At 67.8% G+C, this 20629-nt stretch carries 21 protein-coding genes; 2 read left to right on the top strand and 19 right to left on the bottom strand.

The window, feature by feature from the left end; all coding sequences use genetic code 11:
- Positions 1-93 precede the first annotated feature (93 nt).
- Positions 94-444, top strand: coding sequence for a hypothetical protein (locus AC07AG_RS40370; protein ID WP_361054791.1), 351 nt, complete (start codon positions 94-96; stop codon positions 442-444).
- Here the strand turns inward: AC07AG_RS40370 and AC07AG_RS40365 are convergent.
- The 15 genes from AC07AG_RS40365 to AC07AG_RS40295 form a co-directional block, all read right to left on the bottom strand.
- On the bottom strand, positions 441-1133 hold the full coding sequence (locus tag AC07AG_RS40365; protein ID WP_478761858.1) for a hypothetical protein: 693 nt from the start codon (positions 1131-1133) through the stop codon (positions 441-443). The two genes, AC07AG_RS40370 and AC07AG_RS40365, sit on opposite strands and share 4 nt — an antisense overlap.
- Before the next feature lie 18 nt (positions 1134-1151).
- Positions 1152-1772, bottom strand: a complete 621-nt coding sequence (locus tag AC07AG_RS40360) for a hypothetical protein (protein ID WP_478761857.1) — start codon at positions 1770-1772, stop codon at positions 1152-1154.
- Positions 1773-1864: 92 nt separating this feature from the next.
- The gene (locus tag AC07AG_RS40355; RefSeq protein WP_478761855.1) at positions 1865-3184 is read right to left on the bottom strand and encodes a WXG100 family type VII secretion target; all 1320 of its coding nucleotides are present in this window, start codon (positions 3182-3184) and stop codon (positions 1865-1867) included.
- Positions 3181-3486 (bottom strand): hypothetical protein, encoded by a 306-nt coding sequence (locus tag AC07AG_RS40350; protein ID WP_478761853.1) that lies wholly within the window; start codon positions 3484-3486, stop codon positions 3181-3183. Before AC07AG_RS40350 ends, AC07AG_RS40355 begins: the two co-directional genes overlap by 4 nt.
- Before the next feature lie 38 nt (positions 3487-3524).
- Positions 3525-4577 carry a hypothetical protein gene (locus AC07AG_RS40345; RefSeq protein WP_478761851.1) on the bottom strand — a complete coding sequence of 351 codons (1053 nt, stop codon included), beginning with the start codon at positions 4575-4577 and terminating at the stop codon, positions 3525-3527.
- The gene (locus tag AC07AG_RS40340) at positions 4562-5194 is read right to left on the bottom strand and encodes a hypothetical protein (protein ID WP_478761850.1); all 633 of its coding nucleotides are present in this window, start codon (positions 5192-5194) and stop codon (positions 4562-4564) included. The genes AC07AG_RS40345 and AC07AG_RS40340 overlap by 16 nt, the downstream gene beginning before the upstream one ends.
- A 209-nt stretch (positions 5195-5403) precedes the next feature.
- Positions 5404-5871: a TadE/TadG family type IV pilus assembly protein gene (locus AC07AG_RS40335; RefSeq protein WP_478761849.1), complete on the bottom strand. Its 468-nt coding sequence runs from the start codon at positions 5869-5871 to the stop codon at positions 5404-5406.
- On the bottom strand, positions 5868-6326 hold the full coding sequence (locus tag AC07AG_RS40330; RefSeq protein WP_478761848.1) for a TadE/TadG family type IV pilus assembly protein: 459 nt from the start codon (positions 6324-6326) through the stop codon (positions 5868-5870). The genes AC07AG_RS40335 and AC07AG_RS40330 overlap by 4 nt, the downstream gene beginning before the upstream one ends.
- Positions 6326-6709: a TadE family protein gene (locus AC07AG_RS40325; RefSeq protein ID WP_425575240.1), complete on the bottom strand. Its 384-nt coding sequence runs from the start codon at positions 6707-6709 to the stop codon at positions 6326-6328. Before AC07AG_RS40325 ends, AC07AG_RS40330 begins: the two co-directional genes overlap by 1 nt.
- A gap of 103 nt (positions 6710-6812) precedes the next feature.
- On the bottom strand, positions 6813-7064 hold the full coding sequence (locus AC07AG_RS40320) for a hypothetical protein (protein WP_249588426.1): 252 nt from the start codon (positions 7062-7064) through the stop codon (positions 6813-6815).
- 82 nt (positions 7065-7146) lie between these two features.
- Positions 7147-8082 (bottom strand): type II secretion system F family protein, encoded by a 936-nt coding sequence (locus AC07AG_RS40315; RefSeq protein WP_478761846.1) that lies wholly within the window; start codon positions 8080-8082, stop codon positions 7147-7149.
- Positions 8079-9161 carry a type II secretion system F family protein gene (locus AC07AG_RS40310; RefSeq protein ID WP_478761845.1) on the bottom strand — a complete coding sequence of 361 codons (1083 nt, stop codon included), beginning with the start codon at positions 9159-9161 and terminating at the stop codon, positions 8079-8081. The genes AC07AG_RS40315 and AC07AG_RS40310 overlap by 4 nt, the downstream gene beginning before the upstream one ends.
- A 7-nt stretch (positions 9162-9168) precedes the next feature.
- Positions 9169-10479, bottom strand: coding sequence for a CpaF family protein (locus AC07AG_RS40305; protein ID WP_478761843.1), 1311 nt, complete (start codon positions 10477-10479; stop codon positions 9169-9171).
- Complete coding sequence (locus AC07AG_RS40300) at positions 10476-11339, bottom strand: hypothetical protein (protein WP_478761842.1); 864 nt, start codon at positions 11337-11339, stop codon at positions 10476-10478. The genes AC07AG_RS40305 and AC07AG_RS40300 overlap by 4 nt, the downstream gene beginning before the upstream one ends.
- Before the next feature lie 17 nt (positions 11340-11356).
- Positions 11357-12088: an RcpC/CpaB family pilus assembly protein gene (locus tag AC07AG_RS40295; protein WP_478761841.1), complete on the bottom strand. Its 732-nt coding sequence runs from the start codon at positions 12086-12088 to the stop codon at positions 11357-11359.
- A 593-nt stretch (positions 12089-12681) separates the two neighbouring features.
- On the opposite strand from AC07AG_RS40295, the gene AC07AG_RS40290 reads away from it, so the two are divergent.
- Positions 12682-13599 carry a S1 family peptidase gene (locus AC07AG_RS40290; RefSeq protein ID WP_478761839.1) on the top strand — a complete coding sequence of 306 codons (918 nt, stop codon included), beginning with the start codon at positions 12682-12684 and terminating at the stop codon, positions 13597-13599.
- 125 nt (positions 13600-13724) lie between these two features.
- Here the strand turns inward: AC07AG_RS40290 and AC07AG_RS40285 are convergent, their stop codons facing one another.
- The 4 genes from AC07AG_RS40285 to AC07AG_RS40270 form a co-directional block, all read right to left on the bottom strand.
- Entirely contained in the window at positions 13725-14339 is a 615-nt protein-coding gene (locus tag AC07AG_RS40285; RefSeq protein WP_478761837.1) for a hypothetical protein, read from the bottom strand.
- 1 nt (position 14340) lies between these two features.
- Positions 14341-14961, bottom strand: a complete 621-nt coding sequence (locus AC07AG_RS40280) for a hypothetical protein (protein WP_478761835.1) — start codon at positions 14959-14961, stop codon at positions 14341-14343.
- Between the two features lie 31 nt (positions 14962-14992).
- On the bottom strand, positions 14993-19594 hold the full coding sequence (locus AC07AG_RS40275; protein WP_478761833.1) for a DUF6531 domain-containing protein: 4602 nt from the start codon (positions 19592-19594) through the stop codon (positions 14993-14995).
- A 290-nt stretch (positions 19595-19884) separates the two neighbouring features.
- Entirely contained in the window at positions 19885-20526 is a 642-nt protein-coding gene (locus AC07AG_RS40270) for a hypothetical protein (protein WP_478761832.1), read from the bottom strand.
- Positions 20527-20629 lie beyond the last annotated feature (103 nt).

The raw sequence follows: 20629 nt of genomic DNA, 5'->3' as shown, positions 1-20629 counted from the left end.
GGCGGAGAGGAACAGCAGGCAGCTCACGCCGCACGGGCCACGCGATATCGTCACTTCCCGGCAGCGGGACGCGGAGAGCTACGCAAGGGGGACATGACCATGGCCGGTAAGGGCAAGAGCGACCTCGCGCTTCCGCTGAGCGACCTTGAGGACTACGGGAGCAGACTCCGTTCCGTCAAGGACCGGATGAACCGCACGAAGAAGACCTTCGAGTCCTACAAGGACGACATCGGCGACGGGGGCGTGTACGACGCGCTCGAGGACTTCGAGTCCAACTGGGAGGACGGCCGCGAGGACATCACCCAGCAGCTGAGCGCGCTGGCTGACATGTCCGACGCGGTCGTACGGGAGTTCAAGAAGCTGGACGACAAGCTGGCGAAGGATGTCTCCGAGGGTGTGAAGGACAAGGGTGGCAAGGGGAAGGGCAAGGGGGAGGGCGACTAGCAGGTCGCCTGCGCCTTGCCTGGTTCACCCTCGAGTGGGTTCTCGAAGCTGACCAGTTCCGCGATCTGACGGAGCAGCGTCCGGTACTCCTCGCGTCGGGCCGCGGCCGCCGTGCTCAGAGTGAGGACTGCCATGCGCTTGCCCGTCGGGTGCGGAAGGTGGGCGTGGAGCTGAAGCAAGGGGCCTCGGCTCGGTGGAAGGCCGGTCGCGGGGGCCGGAGCCCGGAGGGTCTCACTGAGGGTGGCCGGACCGCACGCCAGGTCGGCGTACTCGATGCGGGTGTGGTGCTCGGCGGTGGCCACGGCTCGGGCGGCGGCAAAGGAGCGCGGGGACCACGCCGTGTCTCTCCAGGTGATCGTAAAGAGGGAGAGAAGGGGGCGGCCGTCGCCGCTCTCCGCGTCATCACGGTGCAGGCCGATTGAGCTGTGGACTGTGCCGACTTTCCTTATGGCCTGCAGGAGTTGTTGGGCTGTGGACAGGTGGGCGATGAACTGTTGGCGAGTCGCTTCGTCCGGGATGGCGTCGAGAAGTGGCGCGAAGGCCTGACGGAGCGCGTCGTCGGCCGGGGAGCCGGGTGGCGACGCAAATGCGTCCAGCGGCACTGTGGTGAAGCCCTGGGGTTCCGCGAACCAGATGGCGGCGTCGGCGTTGCGGGCCGAGCCGTGGATCGCGAAGCAAACGGTACTCATGGCGTCCGATCAACCTGTTCAATCCATCAGAGGCAGCGAGTTGTCGTGATCGGCGACCCGCGCTCCGGCTCGGCGAGCACGTTCGACGTCTCGGGCGCTGGCGCCCCAATTGAACGGTGCGATGCGCCTGTCGAGGGCCGCCCTTTGGTGGAGGACGTACTTTCGTTTGGGAGCCTTGCCCTCGCGTCCTGGCGCCGCGATGACGGCAAGAAAACGGGGGTCTCCGGCGAACCAGAGCGGCTCGATCTGCGCCTTGAGCTCCGGTTTGGTACGGCTTCCACCGATGCGCTTGGTCCACCAGTACCGGCGCATGGTCCTGAGGAAGACCAGGGGGATCTTCTCCTCCGGCTTCGCCGGATTACTGAACGCGAACCAAGGGCCCTTCTCCTTGGATCCGGGATGCTCGCCCAAACCGCGCTCCACTCCGTCGAGCACCTGCCATGGGTACTGCCGCAGAATCCGACGCATGCGCACAGCCCAAGGGAAGTAGGCGAGCTGGGTGAAGGAGCGGTAGAACGCCAGCATCATGAACGGCAACAGCAAAGGGACGTATCCCGGGGACAGGTACACCGCCAGCGCAGCCAGCAGGGCTGCCCATGTGGCGGTCCAGCCGGCGAGACCGGCAACGTTCATCGCCATGTGCCTCATCCACGCTTGGCGTGTGGGTGCGTGGTCCCAAGCATTCGGACAGTCAGCGGGGTTCACAGCGGTCGTTCTCCTTCCGGTGGCGATCATGGGAAGACGTGGCGCGCAAGGTCGAAGAGTCCACCACCGTCAAGTCCCAGTCGCGCACCGTCGACTCCTGTGGTTCCCTCCGCGACTCCGTCGATGTCGACCGCGTCGACGGCGCCGGCCACCAAGCCGTAGCCCGAAGTGCCCACTCCGATTCCAGCGGAGGCCTTCTCCACGACTTCAACGGCCTTCGGCGCATTGGGCGCACTGCGCAGCACGAAATTGAGCGGTGTGTTTTCCAGGCCTGCCATAGCGCGGGCCTCCTCCATGGTTTTGGTACCGAAAGTGGTCAGCCGCTGCCCGAGTGCCACCGCTTCGCCGCCCGCCTCAGCAGTCTTGACGAGGCTGCGCCCGACAGCGCCAAGACCCGGAAGCACGCCCAGAGCATCCCCTCCAAGGCTGACTGCGTTGCCCCAGAAATCCGCATCGAACTCCCCTTTGGTGAAGCCGTCCGCCAAGGACTCCATGGCCTCCGCGTCGGTCAGACGCAGCGTCAGCGCCCCCGCACTCAACGCCCCCGCCACCAACAACAAAACCGCAGCCGCAACCCCACCCGTGACAACGAACAACGCGACCAGCCCCACCACCCCCGCCACGAAGCTGAGGATGTCCGGCAGGTTCTCGGTCAGCCACTCCCCGATCTCCTCGAAGAGACCCGGCTCCTTGGGGGCCAGCTTTCGCGTCGCGTCGCGGATCTTGCGTGCCCGGTGGCCCGCCTTCTCCTCGTGCTCCGAGGCCAGGCGCCGCGCCCTGCCGAGGATGCGGTCGAGCTCAGCCTGGGCTTCGTCGACCCTGCCATTGGCTCGCTTCAGGGCAGCCTTGCGGTCATCGGCCCCGTCCGGCACCTCGGAGACCCGGCCCTGCGCCGCCTCCACCGCGGCCCTGGCGTCCTTCGCGTCCTCGTTCAGGAGCCGCGCCCGCCGTTGGAACTCGTCGAGCTCGTCGTGCCAACGGCCCAACTGCTTGGCCGCCTTGGTCAGCGAGTGCGCCGCGTTCTTGAGGTTCAGGGGCAGCGGACCGCCATCGATCTGCTCCCGGAAGGCGACCGCCGCGTCGCCCTCCCAGTAGCTGCCGGCCATGAGCTTGGTGACCTGTCCGTGGGTGTCGTCCAGGACCTTGGCGCAGCTCGCCAGCTTCTTGTGCAGGGAGCGCACGGTGTCGGGGCTGCCCGGTACGGGATTGAAGCCCAGCGCCGGATAGGCCGGGTTCGGAATGTGGGGCGCGGACTTCAATCCCTGGGGCCTGGTCAGATCGTCCAGGGTGCCCTGGTTCGACGAGGCCGGCGGGTGTGGCGTCTCCTGCCCCGGCGTGTACGTCATCCCGCGCCTCTCCTCGCCTTCTCCAGCGCCTCAGCCAGCGCCTTGTCGACCTCCTCGTAGCTGTCCTTGCTCTGGCTGATGATCTTCGCGAGGTCCTGGGTCTGCTCCCCGATCTCCTCCGCCCCGGACTTCCAGTCCGACTGGAAGTCCTCGCAGGCGCAGTCGAGATCGTCGGTGCCGAGGTCCGTGATGGTCGCGTTGCTCAGGGCCTTGCGGAGGCCCTTCAGGGAGTCGGCGGATCTGTTCAACAGCTTCATGAAGTGGGCGAGTTCGTCGCCGTCGGTCTTGAGCTTGTCGGCCATGGCGGGCTCCTGCGGCTTCCGGACTTGATCGGTCGGGGTCAGCGGTTCACTGACTGGATCTCCTGTACGGGGACCCGCCGGGTCGCTCCGAAGGTGCCCGACGGCAGCGCGCCGCCCTCCCCCGTGCTGCTGGACCAGCGGATCTTCCAGGTGAGGGTGGCCCGGAGGACGTACGCATCGTTTGCGGCCGTGGAGCGCAAGTACGTCACCCCGCACGGCGGCACCGCCTCCGCCTTGCCCCGCGCGTACGGCTCACCGATGCCGCCGCCCTTGCGGATCGCGCAGCCGCCCGACGCGGGGAAGCGGGTCGCATCGGGCGTGCCGGGGTCGATGTGCAGGGACTCGGGCTCGGCCGTCGTCGTCGCCGAGAGGCCCGTGCCGGGCAGGCTCGCGGTGACGGAGATCTTCTTGAACCTGCCCTTGTCCAGCCAGACCCACGTGGGCAGGTTCACCGTGGACGTGCCCCTCGGGGCCATCTTGATCTCGGTTCCGGGGACGGGGAGTTCGTCGTACGCGTACTGGGCGAGGATCTCCGGCGAGGCCGCCATGGGCTCGGCCGGGGTCTGCCCCTTGTCCACCCAGAAGGGCTGCCGGTCGCAGGACGTCGCCTCGGGGTCGTCCTGCCGGTTCGGGTTGACCACCGACGCCCAGAACATGCCCTCTCCTTGCTTGGAGAGGTTGTAGTTCTTGTAGGGGTGGCCGTCCTTGTAGCGGTGCTCCAGGGCGGCGCTGATGACGTATCCGATCCCTCCGACAAGGGGAGCACTCGCCCCGAAGGTCCGCCACGCCTTGACGGTGCTCTCGATCTCCTTCGGCGAGAACGCGGGCTCGTACCAGCAGGCGGGGGGCGTCCAGTTCCCGGCCGCGGCAGGAGTCAACGTGCCCGTCCTCGACGAGGCGGTGCTGCCGTGGACGGCTGTGCGGACCTTGGTCCGAGCGTGGATCTTGCCGCCGCTCGAACCACCTGTGACAGCGACGTCCTGCTTACCGGCTCCGCCCGTCCCGATGCCATGGGCGGGCAACGACCACGCGGCCACCGCCAGAACCAACACGCTCACCGCGACGCACCGGCCCTTCACCGCGGAAGGCACGTGTCAGCACCTCGCTTCGAGAAGCCCTTCGTGCTCTGCCAGACGCCCTTCGAGTTCAGGGCCAGCCGTGTGTTGTAGAGCACGTAGTTGTCGTCGGGCTCTGTCTGCCCGGACCTCTTGGTCTTGCCGGTCTTACGGTCGGTGTTGACCGCGCCGCTCTCGTCGGCGCAGTAGACGAGCGTCGCCGTCCTGTCGTCGACGACGGTCACCCGGCGGTCGAAGTAGTGGATCGTTCCCTTGTAGCTGATGCCTGCGTCCAGGAAGCTCTGCACGTACTTGACCTCCGACAACAAGGTCTCGCCCTTGTTGTAGAAGCGCAGGGCTGCAGAGGTCGGAGTGCCTCTGACGATGGCGTCGCTCTCGGCATCGATCCCGCGCTCGCTGTCCGCGAGCACCGCGTCCTTCGCCGCGTCCCCCGTCCGCCGCCCCTCAAAGACGTTCTTCACGTCGCTCGGCAGCCTGATCTCCGGCCGCTCGATGCCGTCGGCCGCGGCGGATGCCGAAGGCGACGCCGATCCGCTCGACGTGCCCGCACCCCTGCCCACGCCCGCGATCCCGTCCGAGCCGCCGGGCTCACCACTGCCGCACCCGGCCAGTGCCAGCACAGCCGCAGCCACAGCCACACCAGCCAGCGGCGACGTCACTCTCGTACACATCCGGACCTACCTCCTGCACAGGGGGGACAGGTGGTAAAACCTGCCGCCTCCGCCGAAGGTCACCAGAAGATCGACACCTCCAGAGTGAAAGTCGGATGAGTCCGGCTGACCCCTCAGGTGGACGCCTCCGCCCTCAGGCCAACAAGGCGCCGCAGAAAGCGGCCTGCCGCTCAGCCAACCTCATTCTCCGCAACCGCCCGCCCCCGAACCGTCACATCCCCGCCGTAGAACATCCCGGTGAACACCGGGCTGTAGGTCATCTGGACCTCGACCTCGACCTGGTTCGCGTTCGCCGTCACGCAGTGTGTCGCCGCCACGTCCGGGCCGCTCATGCCCAGTTCCCGGGCGAACGTCTGTGCCCGTGCGCCGCAGTTCTCGAAGTTGATGGGTGCGCCCTTGGCGCCCTCGTAGATGCCCTCGCGGTCTATGTCCTGCGCCGCGTAACGCGCTGCCTGTTCCGCTATGTCGGCGGCCCGCTCACGCTTGGAGATCGACAGGCCGCCGTCGATGACGAAGGCCGAGAGCGAGATGAAGACCAGCGCGAAGATGATGACTGCGCCGGCGCCCGAGCCGCGGTCGTCGAGGCGTTGGCGGCGGGACTTGGTCCACTCGCGCAGGCGGGGGCGGCCCCTTCTCACACCGACCTCCGCAGCGGGTCGAGCGAGGAGCTGAAGCTGGCCTTCAGCGTCGTCGGGACGTCCACGCCGATCATGTCCAATCCCCTTACCTCGCAGCTCACTTCGACCGTGAAGAAGGGGTCGACCTCGGCCTCGAAGCCCGCGCTCGTCTTGTTGACGTTGACCGGGCCTGAGCAGACGTCCGCGAGGTCCGCCTCCGCGGCCGCCTTCGCCTCCGCCATCGCCGTGGCCTGGTCCTTCTGGATCGAGCCCGCACGCGCGGCGTCCCGCGCCGCTCCGTCGATGGCCCCCCGGCCGTCGACGAGCTGGCCGAAGGCCACCAGGACCAGGATGAAGAGGATCATCACCGGGGCGAGGATGACCACCTCGATGGTCGAGAGCCCCCGGTCCGTCCTGAGGCCGCGGCCGAGCGCGCCGCGGTACCGGCGAAGCGCACGTGCGCATACGTTCCTCATCAGCCGCCCTCACCGTCCTCCACGAACCGCTCCACCGGCCCGGACGACTGCGCGTGCACCGTCAGGTCGAGGCCCGGGAAGACCGAGGGCACGTTCGCAGTGATCTCCACCCCGACCGTGTTCGCCTTCGGCTCCAGCGTCTTCACGTCGGGGCCGATCACCAACTGCGGTCCGAGCTGCTGGATGTAGTCGTCGACCACGTCGCGCGCGTCGCCCCGCCAGCCGCCCGGGTTCTCGTCGGCCGTCGCGCGGGCCTTGCGCGCACCCGCCTGCGCCGCGGCCTGGGCAACATGATCCGCGAAGAAGTACAGCGCGAACTGCACCGTCGCGAAGATCATGAAGAAGAGGACCGGAGTGAGCAGCACGAACTCGATCGCGGTCATGCCGGATTCACCGCGGGTGGAGACTGCCTCCACCCTGCGGCGCACCCATCGCTTCACGCACCCGCGCACTCGTCCCCGCCTTCGTTCCCCGATAACCGATTGATCAGCAGGTGCTGCCGGCGTCCGCGCCCTTGATGCACTCGCCGACCTTCTTGGCACCCGAGCCGAGAGCCTCGTTGATGATCGCGGCGACCACGCCGACGATCGCCACGACGACCGCGGAGATGATGACCCACTCGACCGCGGACGCACCACGGTCGAGCTCGCCGGAGCGGGCACGCTGCACGCGGCCCTGCAGGAAGGTGATCACGAGGTCCAGACCGGGGTTGCCGGTGCTGAAGTTCCGTCCGTTCATGGTGAGTTGTCCTTTCAGGAGTGGGGGGAGGGGTCTCGGGCCGCCGCCGTGTCGGCAGGCCCGTCCATCGCCGTAAAGATTGCTAGACCTGGAACACGCGCATCGCCGCCGGGAAGATGAGGAACACCAGGAAGCCCGCACACAGCAACAGCTGGGCGACGAGCATCGACTGGGACTTTTCGCCCGCGCTGCCCTCGATCTCGGCCATCTCGCGGTGGCGCATCGTCTCGGCGCGGGAAGCGAGCGACTCGCGCACCTTGGCGCCGTCGTCCGCCACCAGCGCCAGGGACGCCGACAGGTCCTTGAGCTCCTCGACGCCCAGCTGTTCGCCGAGGGTGCCGAGCGCCTGCCACTGGCTGATGCCGGTGATGCGCGCATCCGCAAGGGCCGCACGGATACGCCGTGTCGCCCATCCGTCCGAGATCTCCGCCGCCGCCATCAAGGCCTCGGGAAGACCACGCCCGCCCGCCAGGCTCATCGACACCAGGTCCAGATAGGCACCGATGACGCGGCGCAGGTCGCGCCGCTTGTTCGCGGCGTCCCGACGCACTTCGAGGTCGGGCAGGAAGAAGAAGAGAGCACCGAACATCAGGGCCAGCCAGACCGGGATGATCGGGCTGCTGCCCATGCCCAGGGTCCAGATGACGGCGAACAGGAACGGACCGAAGAACACACCGGCGGCCGCCAGCAGCGTCTTCGTCGCCAGGAACTTCTCCCAGCTCCGGTCGAGCACCGCCAAGTCGGCCCGCAGCGAACGCTGTTCCCAGCCCTGCTGCAAGTAGAAGTCGGCGACCCGCATGCCCACCCGGGTCCTGGCCGACCCGAGCCGGCCCGCATTGCCCTGGCTCTCGTCGGACGAGGCGCGATGCGATTCGTACGCCGCCCCCCGGGCCCGCATGGCGTCGATCCGCGCGACCGTGGCGACCGCGCTGCGCTTGGAGGGCATCAGCGCACGGACGAGGGCGTAGATGCCAAGGCCCATGATGGCGCCGATCACTATCGGCATCGTCAGGCTCATCGACGTACCCCCTCAGAATTCGAGAAGCCCGGCTGACCCGGCTGTCCCGGACCCGGCTGACCCGACTGCCCCGGACCCGGCTGAGGCTGCGGCTGGCCGTACGGACCCGACGGGCCGTTCAGCGGCGCCTGCTCACCCGCACCGGCGGGACCCGCGGATCCCGGCCCCCGCGGCCGCACGAACTGCACCCCGGGCTCGTCCCTGACCAGGAACCGGTCCGGCGTCTCCACCGTCGACAGCTTCCGCAGCCACCAGAACCCGAGCGCGAACAGACCGCAGACGCACGCGAGGACGAGCTGGCCGACCGCCGTGCCGTAGGGCGAGACGAAGTCGCGGTTGAAGATCGAGAGGCCGAGTACGAACGCGATCGACACCGCGACCACGATCTGCACCGACCGCCGCGTCGACGCACGCTGCGCCATCACGCGCTGGCGCATGTCGACCTCTTCGCGGGCCGACTTGGCGAGAGCACCGAGGACCTGGCGCAGACCCGGACCGCGCAGCTTCGCGTTCAGGATCAGGGCCGCCACGATGATGTCCGCCGACGCGTCGTCGATCTCGTCGGCAAGGACCTGAAGGGCCTCGGGAAGCGGCGTACGCGCGCGCAGCCGGTCCACCAGGGCGTCCAGGTGGGGGCGCAGGACGGGAGCCGCCGCTCGCGCCGAAGCGGGGATCGCCTGCTCCAGGCCGACCGCGCCCGCGATCGTGTCGCGCAGGGACTCCGTCCAGGCGGCGAGGGCCTCGACGCGGCGCATCTGCGACCGCTCCTCCGCCGCGCCGCCGAACAGCTTGTCCCAGAAGAAGACAAGGATGCCGGACGCGATGCCCGCCACCGCCCAGCGGGTGAGGAGAAGCACCACCAGGCCGACACCGATGGCCAACGAGCCGCGCTGGCCCGCGAAGCGGATCAGCTCGCTCATCCGCTCGCTGGCCTTCTGCTTCTCGTGCTCGGGCTTCACCGGCAGACCGCGCAGCGCGATCGCGAGGACCGCGAGGCCACCGCCGACCGCGAGGCCGCAGCCCAGTGCGTACAGGACGGGCAGCGAGAAAAGGCCGCCCATCGAGCCGAGTGAGTTCATGTCGTGCTCACCCCCATTGCCCGGCGGGGCGGTAGCCGAAGACGGCCAGGTCGTCCATGCAGGCGATCGGCGCGTGCGCGACGACCTGCCCGTTGGCGGCCTCCGCGAAGACCTCGCTGGACAGGACGCGGCCGTCGACGCCGTTGACCTCGCGGACCGAGGTCACCATGCGCTGGAGCTTGCCGCCGGTCTGGTAGTTGTTGCGCCGCTGGATGAAGACGACGAAGTTGACGGCTCCGGCCACGAGCATCTGGCTCGCCTCGATGGGCAGCCGCTCGGTGGCCTGGAGGGCGTACGTCGAGATGCGGTTGAAGACCTCACTCGAGCTGTTGGCGTGGATCGTGGAGAGCGAGCCGTCGTTGCCCTGCGACATCGCGTTCAGCATCGTCACGATCTCGTCGCCGAGCACCTCACCGACGATGACCCGCGAGGGGTTCATACGGAGCGAACGGCGCACGAGCTCCGCCATCGAAATGGTGCCCTGGCCCTCGGAGTTGGGCAGGCGCTCCTCGAAGGCGACGACGTTCGGGTGCAGGTCGGCGTACTGGTCGAGGCCGAGCTCCAGGGCTCGCTCGACGGTCACCAGACGCTCGTGCGGCGGGATCTCGTTCGCGAGCGCGCGCAGCAGAGTGGTCTTTCCTGCGTTCGTCGCGCCCGCGATCATGATGTTCTTGCGGGCCCGCACCGCGCACGCCATGAAGTGCGCGACCTCGGGTGTCACCGTGCCGTTGCCCACCAGGTCCGACATGAAGACCTTGCCCATGCGGGCACGTCGGATGGAGAGCGCGGGCCGCCGCGTGACGTCCATGACGGCCGACAGACGCGAGCCGTCGGGCAGCCGGAGGTCGAGCTGCGGGTTCGCGGAGTCGAAGGGGCGCGAGGAGAGACCGGAGTAGGCGCCGAGGATCTGGATGAGCTCGATGAGCTCCTCGTCCGTCTCGGCGACCGGGTCGCCCTTGGTCTCGCGCCCGTCGGCGTATCCGACGAAGACCTGGTCGTACCCGTTGATGTCGATGTTCTCGACCTCGGGGTCGTCGAGCAGCGGCTGGAGCCGTCCGACGCCGAAGAGCGCCGCGTGCACGGCGGCCGCGTACTTCTCCTCGGTGTCGGCGTCCAGCGGGGTGCGCCCGGCGTTGATCTCTATCCGGGCGTACTCCTCCAGGATCTGGGCGATGACGGCGCGGGCGTACTGCCGCTCGTCCTCGCCCGACATGGGGGTGACGCCCGAGACCTGGTCCAGGCGGCGCTGCTCGGCGATGCGGTCACCGGCGTCCTGCCGGAACCGCTTTACGAGCTGGTGATCGACGGGAACGCTCATCGGCCCGCCCCGCGCGTGCCCTGTATGCCCTGCATGCCCTGCGCGCCCGCTGCCGGGTTGGCCCAGGCGGCGCCGTACTGCTGGTACAGGTCGACGGTCACCTTGCGGGCCGAGCGGATCAGCATCGACTTGTCGAGACGGCCGCGCTTGCGGCCCGCCAACTGCTCGGCACCCGCCGGGTCCTCGGCGAGCGTGCCGACGACGCGGGCGCCGGTCTGCGCGGCCACCAGCATGTCGTTGACCTGGTGGACGAGCTTGGCGGACGTCGAGGGGTCGGCGATCAGGAGTACGCCGATGAGCGGGGTCGCCAGCGAGGCGGCCCCACGCGATCCGCCGTGCAGCTTGGCGGCGAGGGCGGCGGCACGGTCGCGCACGCGCGCGATGGCCTCCGGCTCGGTCCGCGAGACGAGCAGCACGAGGGCAGCCTGCGGGAAGAGCTCGACGGCGGGAGTGTCCCCACTGATACGACCACAGTCGGCGATGACATCTGCGGGCGCGTGCGGGGAGTCGGCGAGCTGCGAGAAGGCACGGCCGAGGGTCGGCCAGAGCCCCGCGAGCCCGGCGGCCTGCTCGGCCACACCGAGCCCGACGAGCACCTCGAGTCCCCCGCTCAACGGCTGGGTGTGGTCCCAGAGTTGGTCGGGCACGAGGCCGCGGCGTGCGGTGGCCGCGATGCTGAGCATCCCGGTGTTGGGGTTGAGCGGTCCGCCGTGCGCGGCGGCACTGCGGTAGACCAGGTCGCCGCCTGCGGGGTCGGTCTCCGCGACCAGCACGCGCCGCGGCCAGACGGCTGCGAGCGCGACGGCCGCGGTGGTGACTCCGGGAGACCCCTTGTCGGCAGCGAGAGCAATGAGCGCCATGTCTCTTCTACTCGCCTCTAGTTGCCGTTGGGAGACACTTGGACGAGCGAGACGGCACCGGCGGACGCGGCCCTGGTGACGGCGGCGGCGTCGGCGGTGTCCACCAGGAGCGTGACGCCGAGGGCGCCGGTGCTCACGGTGGCGTCGCTCTTGTCCGAGACGTTGTTGACGCGGGCGGCCGAGACGATGGGCGAGTCACTCGCGCTCGATCCGGCGGAGCCGCCGGTCTCCTTGTCGGAGCCGGAGGAGGCGGAGTCACCGACCTGGTAGACGTCCACGCTGTCGCCGGACTTCAGGCCGGACGCGGGGTACTGCCCCTCCTTGAGGGAGACACCGACGGCCGACTTGCCCGCGGGCAGTCCGCTCTTGCTGGAGAACATCTCGCCGACGGCCACGGCGCCCTTGGGAATGGTGTTGGTGGCCTTGAGCTTCTTCAGCCCGCCGACCTGCGACCACTTCACGTAGTTGATGCTCGCGTCGTCGGCGACCATGACGGAGGTGATGTTGCTGTCGCTCACGGACTCCCCCGCCGGGATCTCCGCCGTCACCTTCACGACCTCCACACGCTCTCCCGCGCGCAGCACGAGGACGGTGGCACCGAGGGCGCCGATGAGGATGAGCAGAACGGCCAGGGCCGCGAGTGCCGGTTTGCGCTCGCGAGGCGGCGCGGGAAGGCGCTCACCGACCGCTGGCTGAACCGGCGCGGCGGAACGGTTGTTGCCCGCCCCCGTACGCTCTTGGATCTTCACGCAACTGCTCCCCGCACGCCCAAGAAGATTCGGTCATTTTCAGACACTCGCGACTCTCTTCGCCCGCCTCGGGCGGGCTATTCAGCCCCAGGCACAGTGTCAAGTCATCGCACCGTATCAGCAGCACATAAGCCCCTCAAGGCGCGTTAAGACTGCTGCGGCCCGTCCCCCTCATCGTTATCCACGCGCAATCCGTACTCCATGGTTCCCACCCATTCCGCGATGCGGAGGAGGAGATGAGGATGTGCGTACGCGAATATCCACCCTTTGCGCAACGGGCGCCGCGGGGGGCGGTGATGAGGAACACCAACCTGGCGGTGACCGATGAGCAGCTGATCGTTCAGCCGCACGGATGACGCCGGGAGGGGCGGGGGTGGTTCCCGGTTGGGCGGAGTTCGGCCAAGTGCGGCTGGGAGGCGTCGCCGGGCCCGGGGGGGGCGCGTCAATGAACCCGCACCCATGCTCCCCCGTCTCACAGTTCGGCGCGCCACGCCCCGCAGCAGCATCAACGCGTGGGCCGGCGTACCGCACAACGGAATCCTGCTTGTTCGACATGATCGACATGCTCGACACGGAAGAGAAATTCGACCCCCATGAGACTTTCCTTTCCCTCGCGTCCTTCGCACTCCTCGCGCGTACGACGTACCGCACGGCCGGCGCCCCGCAAGACGATGGCGGCAGCCGGCGTAGCCACGGCGGCGCTCGCCATGCTGGCCACCACCACCCCCGCCGCGCACGCGATCATCGGTGGCACCGAAGTGTCCAACGACGCCTACCCGTTCATGGCGGCCGTGATGGACAAGGGCTCCGGCAGCCCGCTGGACCGCCAGTTCTGCGGCGGCAGCCTCGTCACCACGGACACCGTGATGACGGCGGCGCACTGCCTGGTGGACGACGCGGGCAAGCCCCTGAAGCCGAAGAAGCTCCAGGTGGCGGTGGGCCGCACGGTCCTTTCCAAGTCCGGCCAGGGCCAGATACGCAATGTGGCCAAGGGCGGCGTGGTGGTGCACCCGCGCTACCTGAAGCGTCAGGAGGCATACGACGTCGCCTTCATCCAACTCAGCAAGCCGGTACGGGGCATCTCCCCGATCGCCCTCCCCACGCAGGGCACGGACGCCCTGATCCGCCCGGGTCAGAAGGCGACGGTCGCGGGCTGGGGAAACACGGACACGGAACTCCCCAACACCCCCGACCGCCTGCGCCAGGTCAAGGTCCCGATCCTCTCGCACGCGGAATGCGGGACGAGTTACGGGGAGTACGACTCAAAGGTCAACTTCTGCGCGGGAGTAGAGACGAAGGACTCCTGCCAGGGCGACAGCGGCGGCCCCATCTTCCGCACTGTCCCCGGCCGCAGGGCCCCGATCCAGATCGGCGTCGTCTCGTACGGGGATGGGTGCGGGGCGCAGGGGGCTCCGGGGGTGTACACGTCGCTGAGTTCGTCGAAGCTGTGGAAGACGCTGGATGAGTCGGCGGCGGGGAAGAGGGTCAAGCGGGGGATGAACCGCCGCTGATTCGACGCTGATCCGGCGCTGATCCGGCGCTGATCCGGCGCTGATCCGGCGCGCTGATCACATGCGCGGGCGGGGGATCCGGGACCGCCCCTCGGGGGCTGAGGTTCTCCCGCCTGCGTTACTCGTCACGAACCGCCGACATGGGCTGAGAACGCAGCGATCAGGCTCGGAGGATTGGCTGCCTCCGTCGCCTCGATCTCCCACTCAGGACGGTCCATGTCGAACACGACAATCGGCACTGCCCTGCCGAGTACGGCGTCGAGTTGGCCACTGTCATGCAGATGACGGGCGAGACCGATGCACACTTCATCGAAATCAAGCACAAGTCGCTCGTCCACAGCATCCCGCACGTCCTCCACCCCGGCCTCGTCTTGCGGTCGCTCCAGGGGCCCAGCCTCACCGTCGTACCAAATCCCCTTCCTCCTCATCTCCTCGACGTAAAGCTCACCACCGACCGGGTCCTCGGGAACGCGCCCGAGCTTTTCGAATCCCTCCAACAGCCAATAGGAATACTCCCACCGGGCCGCTCCCTCGTACGAACACTCCGTGTCCAGTACGCGGCGGACCTCGCTCTCGGTGTTGTAGCCGATGGTCAGGTACGGGAATCGGGGGTCGTAGTTGACACGCCAGATGTTGAACGAGACGACATAGATCTCAGGCTTGAGGTCATCAGGAAACCTCTCCAGGATTTCCTTCGCCCCACGACGCATGTGGTCCCGGAATGTCGTGGGAACAGTCACGTCAGAATCCCCAGGGGTTGGGGTGCGGAGTGAGCGTCGGGTCCTCCGACCAGATGAGGCGGGTCTCCAGTTGATCCCCCAGGAGATCGGCCAGGCGCTCCATCATCCAGCCGTTCCAGCAGACCGCGGTGGGAAATTGCGTCGCCCTGAACGCCGGGAGCTCCGTGGGCACGGCATCCGGACGGAACACCGATGCCTGGATTCGACCGAGCTGGTCCGGAGGCGAGGACTGCTCCGTATCGAGGCAGTCGACGGCGCACTTCACGAGGTAGAGAAAGTATTCATCTTCCGTGCGCGCCGCGGGCTTTGGGGCCTTTTCAGGGGATTCAAAGTGCACCGGCAAGAGGCTGCCGGCCGCCGTGAGGTCGGCACCCAGACGGTCAACTAGACGGCGGCTGAGGGTGGGCACACTGGGAGATCCATAGGGGAATTCACTCTTACGCCAACGCGAGTCACCTGTCCACTCCACATTGAAATGAGTGGGGGGTTCTCCCTCTGAGTCATTCAGCTGCCAGCGCATGACATCCACCAGGGAGCTGTCGAAGCGAAGAAGTTGGAACTCCCGCATACTCGGCAGCAGTCGGTACACGGAGATGGGAACTTCTCGGTCTTCGGTCGTCATGCGCTTTCCACCTCTAGCCTTCCACTTTTCGTCAGGGCGTCAGCCTCGTCCAGGTTGCGGTGGGTGAAGGCGCACCGTTCACCATCTGGGCGGGCGAGAGCTCATGTTGTACCTGTTTACCGATGCTCCGCAATTCCTGACGGATCGAGGCACCGATCTGAGCGACGCTGTGGCCACGGGCCAAGCCGATTGCCTCCGTGTCCACCAGATGCTGGTTCAGTCTGATGAGGAACTTGTCGCGATGCGTGAAGTTGTGCGGCTTCGCATGACCCAAAGGTATCCCGTTCGCCGCGTCGTTGATATCAACGTTGTACCGCTTCAATATGGCTCGGCTGTCGACCGCCAGAGACTTCGGCCGTTTGATTCCGGAAGGAACAATATGCGCCGCGGCCTGACCCGGCAGCACGGGACGCCCGTCCGCTGCCAGGTTCCTGCCGAGGATCACGGAATCGCAGACAAGCCCCAAATAGTCGGTCCAGCGCTGGGGATTGGCGACATAGGCGCGCGCGTTGGGCCCCGCGTCAAGTCCCAAGGGGTCCGGACTGATGTAGGTCGCGGTGGTCGGGTCGTAGTGGCGGAGGTTGTTGTAGTGCAGCTCGGTCTCAGGGTCGAAGTACTGGCCCGGGAACCGGAGAGGGGTGGAGGTCCTGGCATCCGCGTTCCACGTGGTGAGCCCCCAGAGCGTGGTCTCGGACCGCCAGGCGACTATGCCTTCCTCGTCGACGAGTTCGGTCGGGGCGCCAACAAGATCGGTGACGATAGCGAAGAAGCGTTCGTCGACATCCCCTGGGGGTGTGCCGTCCTGGGGTGCGCTGTCCTGGGGCACGCCGTCCTGGGGCGCGCCTCCCATCGTCGTCCGTTCAATCTGGGCGACCGGGATCAGGCCGTCACGATCCCATGTGATCGTCGTCGACTGATCGCGGCTGTTCGACGGCCAGGCCGTCTGCTCCACCAAGTGCGGGCCGTCCCAGACAAAGCGGATCTCCTCTACGACCGTCGCCCCGTCCGCGGACAGCCGTCGTTTGGCGACGCGACGCCCGAGCGAGTCGTACGCGTATCGCCAGCAGGTGCCGTCCGGGGTGGTGACAGCAGTGAGGTGGTCCTCACCGTCCCAGCTGTAACGCCAGATGTCCGGTTTGCGGGACAGCCGTGTCTTGCGGCGCAGTACGACACGTCCGGCGGCGTCGTACTCGTAGTGGACGGAGCCGGCGCGCGTGACACGGCTGCCGGCGTAGGAACGATCGCCCCGGGCGTCGGCGCCGTGAAACGTGTCCGGCCACGTGGCCCGCGTCTGATTGCCCGATGCGTCGTAGGCGTACGACTCGTCCCAGCCTTCGGCGCGCACCGCCGTGACATGGCCCATCGTGTCGAGATCGAATTCCCTCCGACCCGTGGCAAAGTCGTTCATCGCGACGGCGTTGCCGTCGGCCCGGTAGGCGTAAGCCCGGCGCAAGTGCTGCCAGGAGCCTCCCGGGCCGGTCAACATCTGTTCGGTGAGACGGCCCTCGGCATCCCAGCTCAGGGAGAGGGAAGTACCCGTGCCCCCGATGCCGCGGGCGATCTCGCGCCCAAGGTCGTCGTACGCAGACGTCAGGGTGTGGCCCGAGGCAGTGAGCGTCGTACGGCGCCCCGCCGTGTCGTAGCGGTACGTGCTGGTGGCCCCCACGGGAGTGGTACGCCGGGTGGGACGGCTCAAGGCGTCGTACGACGTGGACAGCGCTCGACCGTCGATGGCCTCTTCGGTCTTGCGGCCCACTTGGTCGTACGTGTACGTGAGCGTGGCATCGGGGCTGACAGCCGTCAGCACACGGCTCGCGGCATCGTGCGTGAAGACCGTCGTCACGCCGTCCACGCACTTCTCGACCTGATTCCCCGCCACGTCATAGGTGAAGGTCGTCGTCTGCCCCACGGCGTTGGTACGACTGAGGAGTTGTCCGGCTGCGTCGTACTCGTAGGCGACGGTACGGCCGTCGAAGTCGGACTCCGATATGAGCCTGCTCGCCGGGTCGTACGCGTAATCCCATGCGAGCCCGCCGGGCCCCGTCACCTGTATCAGCCTCAGCTCGGCGTCGTGGGTAAAGGTGTGACGGGCTCCGTCCGGAGTGGTGCGGGAAACCAGCAGCCCGAAGGCTCCATAGGTGTGACGGGTGACCTGGCCGAGTGCGTCGGTGTGCGTCAGCCAGTTGCCTTCACCGTCGTACGTCCAGGACTCGATGGAACCGTCGGGGTGTGTCCTGGCCGCCATCCGCCCTTCGACGGTCCAGAGGATTCGCGTCGTCGCGCCCAAGGGGTCGCTGATGGCGGTCTGGCGGCCGAAGGGGTCGTACTCGTACCGGGTCGTCGCGCCCAGCGGTTCCGTCGCGGTGAGCTGCTGCCCGGCCTCGTTGTTCGTGAAACGGGACACCGCCCCCAGCGCGTCCGTCACTGACGTAGGAGCACCTGTTCCATCACGGGTGAACCGCGTGGTGGCCCCGTCGGCCTCGGTCAGCGAGGTGCAGTTGCCCCGCTCGTCCCATTCCTGGCGCACCACGGTGCCGTCATAGGAGACGTGCTCCACCGGCAAGTTGAGGGCGTTGTAGCTCACTCTGGAGGTGGCCCCGTCGGGCAACTGGACCTTCGTGAGGTTGCCCATCTCGTCCCGCTCCATGCGGAGGGTACGCCCGAGCGCATCGGTCCAGGACACCATCTGGTCGCGGTGGTCCCACTCCTGCAGCACCGTGTTCCCCACGGGGTCGGTCTCGGCGACGAGCTGGTAGGCGTCATTGAACTGGAAGCGCGTGCTGAATCCGAGTGCGTCGACCACGGTCGTGACGTGTGCCTCGTCGTCGTAGTCGAAGGTGTTGTCGAGCAGGCCGTCCACTCCGTGCGTGGCCACGCAACGACCACCGGCGTCGTACTCGTACCGGTACCACGCGCCGTTGCGGTCCTCCCAGCCGTTGATGCGGTGCTGGTCGTCGTGGAAGAGCTTCTGCGGCTGTCCGGAGGAGTCGTACACCTCGGCCAGGCGGCCGTGCTCGTCGTACCCGAAGCGAACCAGTGTGGGCTGCTCTGGGTGGCTGCGCAGGGACAGCTCTGTGACCCGTCCGTCCGCGCACGTCACGCCGACGCGGTAACCGCCGTGGTGGGTGACCTCGTCAGGCAGTCCGTCGGCGTCGTATGTGACCTCGATGGTGTTGTCGTTTCGGTCACTGATCATGGCCAGCGGAAGCTCGTCATCGTCAGGGGAACCCTCCGGCAACGGTCGGAAGTGCAGCCTCAGGCCGGTCTCGGGCTGCTCCACGGTGAGCGTGCCACCGGGGTGGCGGTCCCAGCTCAACGGCCAGGCCGGGCCCTCCACGGGGAGGACAGGCCCGTCCGGTTCCGGCACCGGATAGACGAGGGTCATGCCGTCGGCGGTGGTGAGCAGTGCGCTCGTGGCTTCGAGTCGCAGCCGTTGATCGAGAGTGGAGGTCCAACTCCGCCCGAAGAGGCGGCTGTTGCTATTGCTGTTGCTGTTGCTGTTGCTGTTGCTCGTGCGGTAGTGGCGCTCCAGCACAAGAGGAAGCACGCCACTCAGCTCCACGTCGGTTGCGGACATGACCATGTCGCCGGTGGCTATGTCGATCGGGTCGCCGCAGGTGAAGAGCTTCTTCACCTGCCGCCCCATGGCACGAGCGCCCTTCCCCAGCCCCTTGACGCCGAGCGACAGGCCCTTCATCCCGGCCTTGAGGCCCATCGCGCCCTTGGCGAGGCCGCGGAGGCTGGTGAGGCCCTTCATGCCGGGGATGCAGTCGAGGGCGGCGAAGGCGACGTCCCATAGGGAGGCCTCGCCGTTGGCGTATTTGTTGAGGGTGTCGGCGAGGACGACGAGGGCGGCGATGAGGACGATCGCGCCGAGGATGGGCCCGCCGATGATCATGGCGATGACGCCGAGGACGGCGACGACGACTTTGCAGACGGCGACGATGGTGTCCCAGTTGTCGGTGACCCAGTCCCCGACCTCCTCCCACCACTTGCGGTTCTGGATACCGGCGTCGGAGGCGTCTTCGAGTTTCTTCTTCGCCGTACCCGCCGCGTCCTCGCGCATCTTGCGCGCGTCCTCGGCCATCTTCTTCGCGGCATCAAGGTTGCTCTTCGCGGCGGACACATCCGACTTGGCGGCGCTCTGGGCCTTCTCGGCGGAGTTCGCGTTGCGGGTGGCGGCCTTGACCTTGTCCGGGTCGGGCTTCGGGACGTCCTTGCCACTGTCTTTGTCGTCCTTGTACTTGTCGGCTTCCTTGCCCGCCTTGTCCATCCAGGAGTCGGCGGAGGTGAGCCGGGTCTGGGCGGAGCTCAAGTCCCCTTGCGCTTCACGGCCCTTGACCAGGGCCTTGTCCGCCAGGGCCTGGGCGCGTTCCAGTTCGGGCCAGTAGGTGGAGAGGGCGTCCCCGGCCATCTCGTAGCTCTTCTTGAGCTTCTTCAGCTTGCCCGGCGCATCCTCGAACTCCGCCGTGAACGACTCCGCCGTCTTACCCGCCCAGGTCAGGATCGCGTCCTCGCCCGCCATCCCCTTGATATCGCGGAGGACCTTCGAGACATCGTCGGCGAAATCGTGGAGGTTCTTGGCGAGGTTCCGGACTCGGTCCGGATCGCCGGGAGTTGGGTCCCTGTCCAAGTCGAGGACATGCCAATCCGCCGGACGATTCCCCGCCATGCCGCAACCCCCGTCGCATCCGCCCCGTCAGTTTCCCTACACACATGCGAAGTTACTAGCCATGTGCGAAGCATGGGAAGGCGGCAGGGCCGCAGGGCAGCGGTGTCGACGGGGATCCGGAGTCAGTTCAAACAACCGCTCCCCGAGGGGGACTTGGCGCGGCCCGCGTCGTCGTCGCGCCATCCGGAGGATTCAACCGGATCTCCATGCCCCTCCCCCTTCCTTTCCTCCTCCCTCTTCCCCCCTGCCCGCTACTCCGCGAAGCGGAAGGTGGACGTCACCGCGTCGAAGATGTCGAAGAACGACTCCGCCAGGTCCAGGACCTGGCTGCTCCCCGCCACCAGCGCGACCTTGCCCTCCTGCCCCGGCACCGGAATGAACGTCTGCATCAGTACGACCCTCATCGTGCGGTCGTCGCCGGGGACCGAGACGTCCTCGATGCCGAACGCCCTGGCCGCCATCCCCACGCCCGGTATGTCCACCGTCGTGACCTTCCGGTACGTGTCGCCCTCGCGCTTGGCCTCCCGTACGCCGAGCTGGGCCACGATCGCGGCGGGGTCCGTCGGCAGCACGTCGCCGCTCGACGTGCGGGCGCCGACCAGGGAGACCGTGACCGAGCCGGTGATCGGCACGTCGCCGCCGAAGCTCTCCGCCATGCAGCCGCAGTACAGGGCTCCGGACTGCCAGGCCTCCTTGGACGCCTTGCGCAGGAAGCCCTCGAAGGTGTTCCGGTGCGGCTCCAGCTCGGGGCGTTCGCGTACGCGGTCGTTGATCATCTGGCGGATGCTGGCGTCGCGCGACTCCGGGCGGACGTCGAACTCCCACCAGGTCTCCGGCACCTTGATGCTGAATCCGCCGCGGGCGATGGTCTGCGCTTCGGTGTAGCGGGCCATGCTCTTGTCCCCGTCCCCTTTGTTGGCTCTGGCTTGTCAGCCTACGAGGCGGCACTCGGGTCCTGTGGCGAGGGCCGCCCAGCCGCCCAGCCCAGCCCAGCCC

The organism is Streptomyces sp. NPDC044044 (genome assembly GCF_056434405.1).
Note: the sequence above shows the minus strand (reverse complement) of the source record. Positions and strands in the feature narration are given on the sequence as shown.

Excerpts from the sequence above, each read along its gene's own strand:
- AC07AG_RS40370 (WP_361054791.1), top strand. The coding sequence starts at position 94 with ATGACCATGGCCGGTAAGGGCAAGAGCGACCTCGCGCTTCCGCTGAGC.
- AC07AG_RS40365 (WP_478761858.1), bottom strand. The coding sequence starts at position 1,133 with ATGAGTACCGTTTGCTTCGCGATCCACGGCTCGGCCCGCAACGCCGAC.
- AC07AG_RS40360 (WP_478761857.1), bottom strand. The coding sequence starts at position 1,772 with ATGGCGATGAACGTTGCCGGTCTCGCCGGCTGGACCGCCACATGGGCA.
- AC07AG_RS40355 (WP_478761855.1), bottom strand. The coding sequence starts at position 3,184 with ATGACGTACACGCCGGGGCAGGAGACGCCACACCCGCCGGCCTCGTCG.
- AC07AG_RS40350 (WP_478761853.1), bottom strand. The coding sequence starts at position 3,486 with ATGGCCGACAAGCTCAAGACCGACGGCGACGAACTCGCCCACTTCATG.
- AC07AG_RS40330 (WP_478761848.1), bottom strand. The coding sequence starts at position 6,326 with ATGAGGAACGTATGCGCACGTGCGCTTCGCCGGTACCGCGGCGCGCTC.
- AC07AG_RS40325 (WP_425575240.1), bottom strand. The coding sequence starts at position 6,709 with ATGACCGCGATCGAGTTCGTGCTGCTCACTCCGGTCCTCTTCTTCATG.
- AC07AG_RS40320 (WP_249588426.1), bottom strand. The coding sequence starts at position 7,064 with ATGAACGGACGGAACTTCAGCACCGGCAACCCCGGTCTGGACCTCGTG.
- AC07AG_RS40315 (WP_478761846.1), bottom strand. The coding sequence starts at position 8,082 with ATGAGCCTGACGATGCCGATAGTGATCGGCGCCATCATGGGCCTTGGC.
- AC07AG_RS40310 (WP_478761845.1), bottom strand. The coding sequence starts at position 9,161 with ATGAACTCACTCGGCTCGATGGGCGGCCTTTTCTCGCTGCCCGTCCTG.
- AC07AG_RS40305 (WP_478761843.1), bottom strand. The coding sequence starts at position 10,479 with ATGAGCGTTCCCGTCGATCACCAGCTCGTAAAGCGGTTCCGGCAGGAC.
- AC07AG_RS40300 (WP_478761842.1), bottom strand. The coding sequence starts at position 11,339 with ATGGCGCTCATTGCTCTCGCTGCCGACAAGGGGTCTCCCGGAGTCACC.
- AC07AG_RS40290 (WP_478761839.1), top strand. The coding sequence starts at position 12,682 with ATGAGACTTTCCTTTCCCTCGCGTCCTTCGCACTCCTCGCGCGTACGA.
- AC07AG_RS40280 (WP_478761835.1), bottom strand. The coding sequence starts at position 14,961 with ATGACGACCGAAGACCGAGAAGTTCCCATCTCCGTGTACCGACTGCTG.
- AC07AG_RS40270 (WP_478761832.1), bottom strand. The coding sequence starts at position 20,526 with ATGGCCCGCTACACCGAAGCGCAGACCATCGCCCGCGGCGGATTCAGC.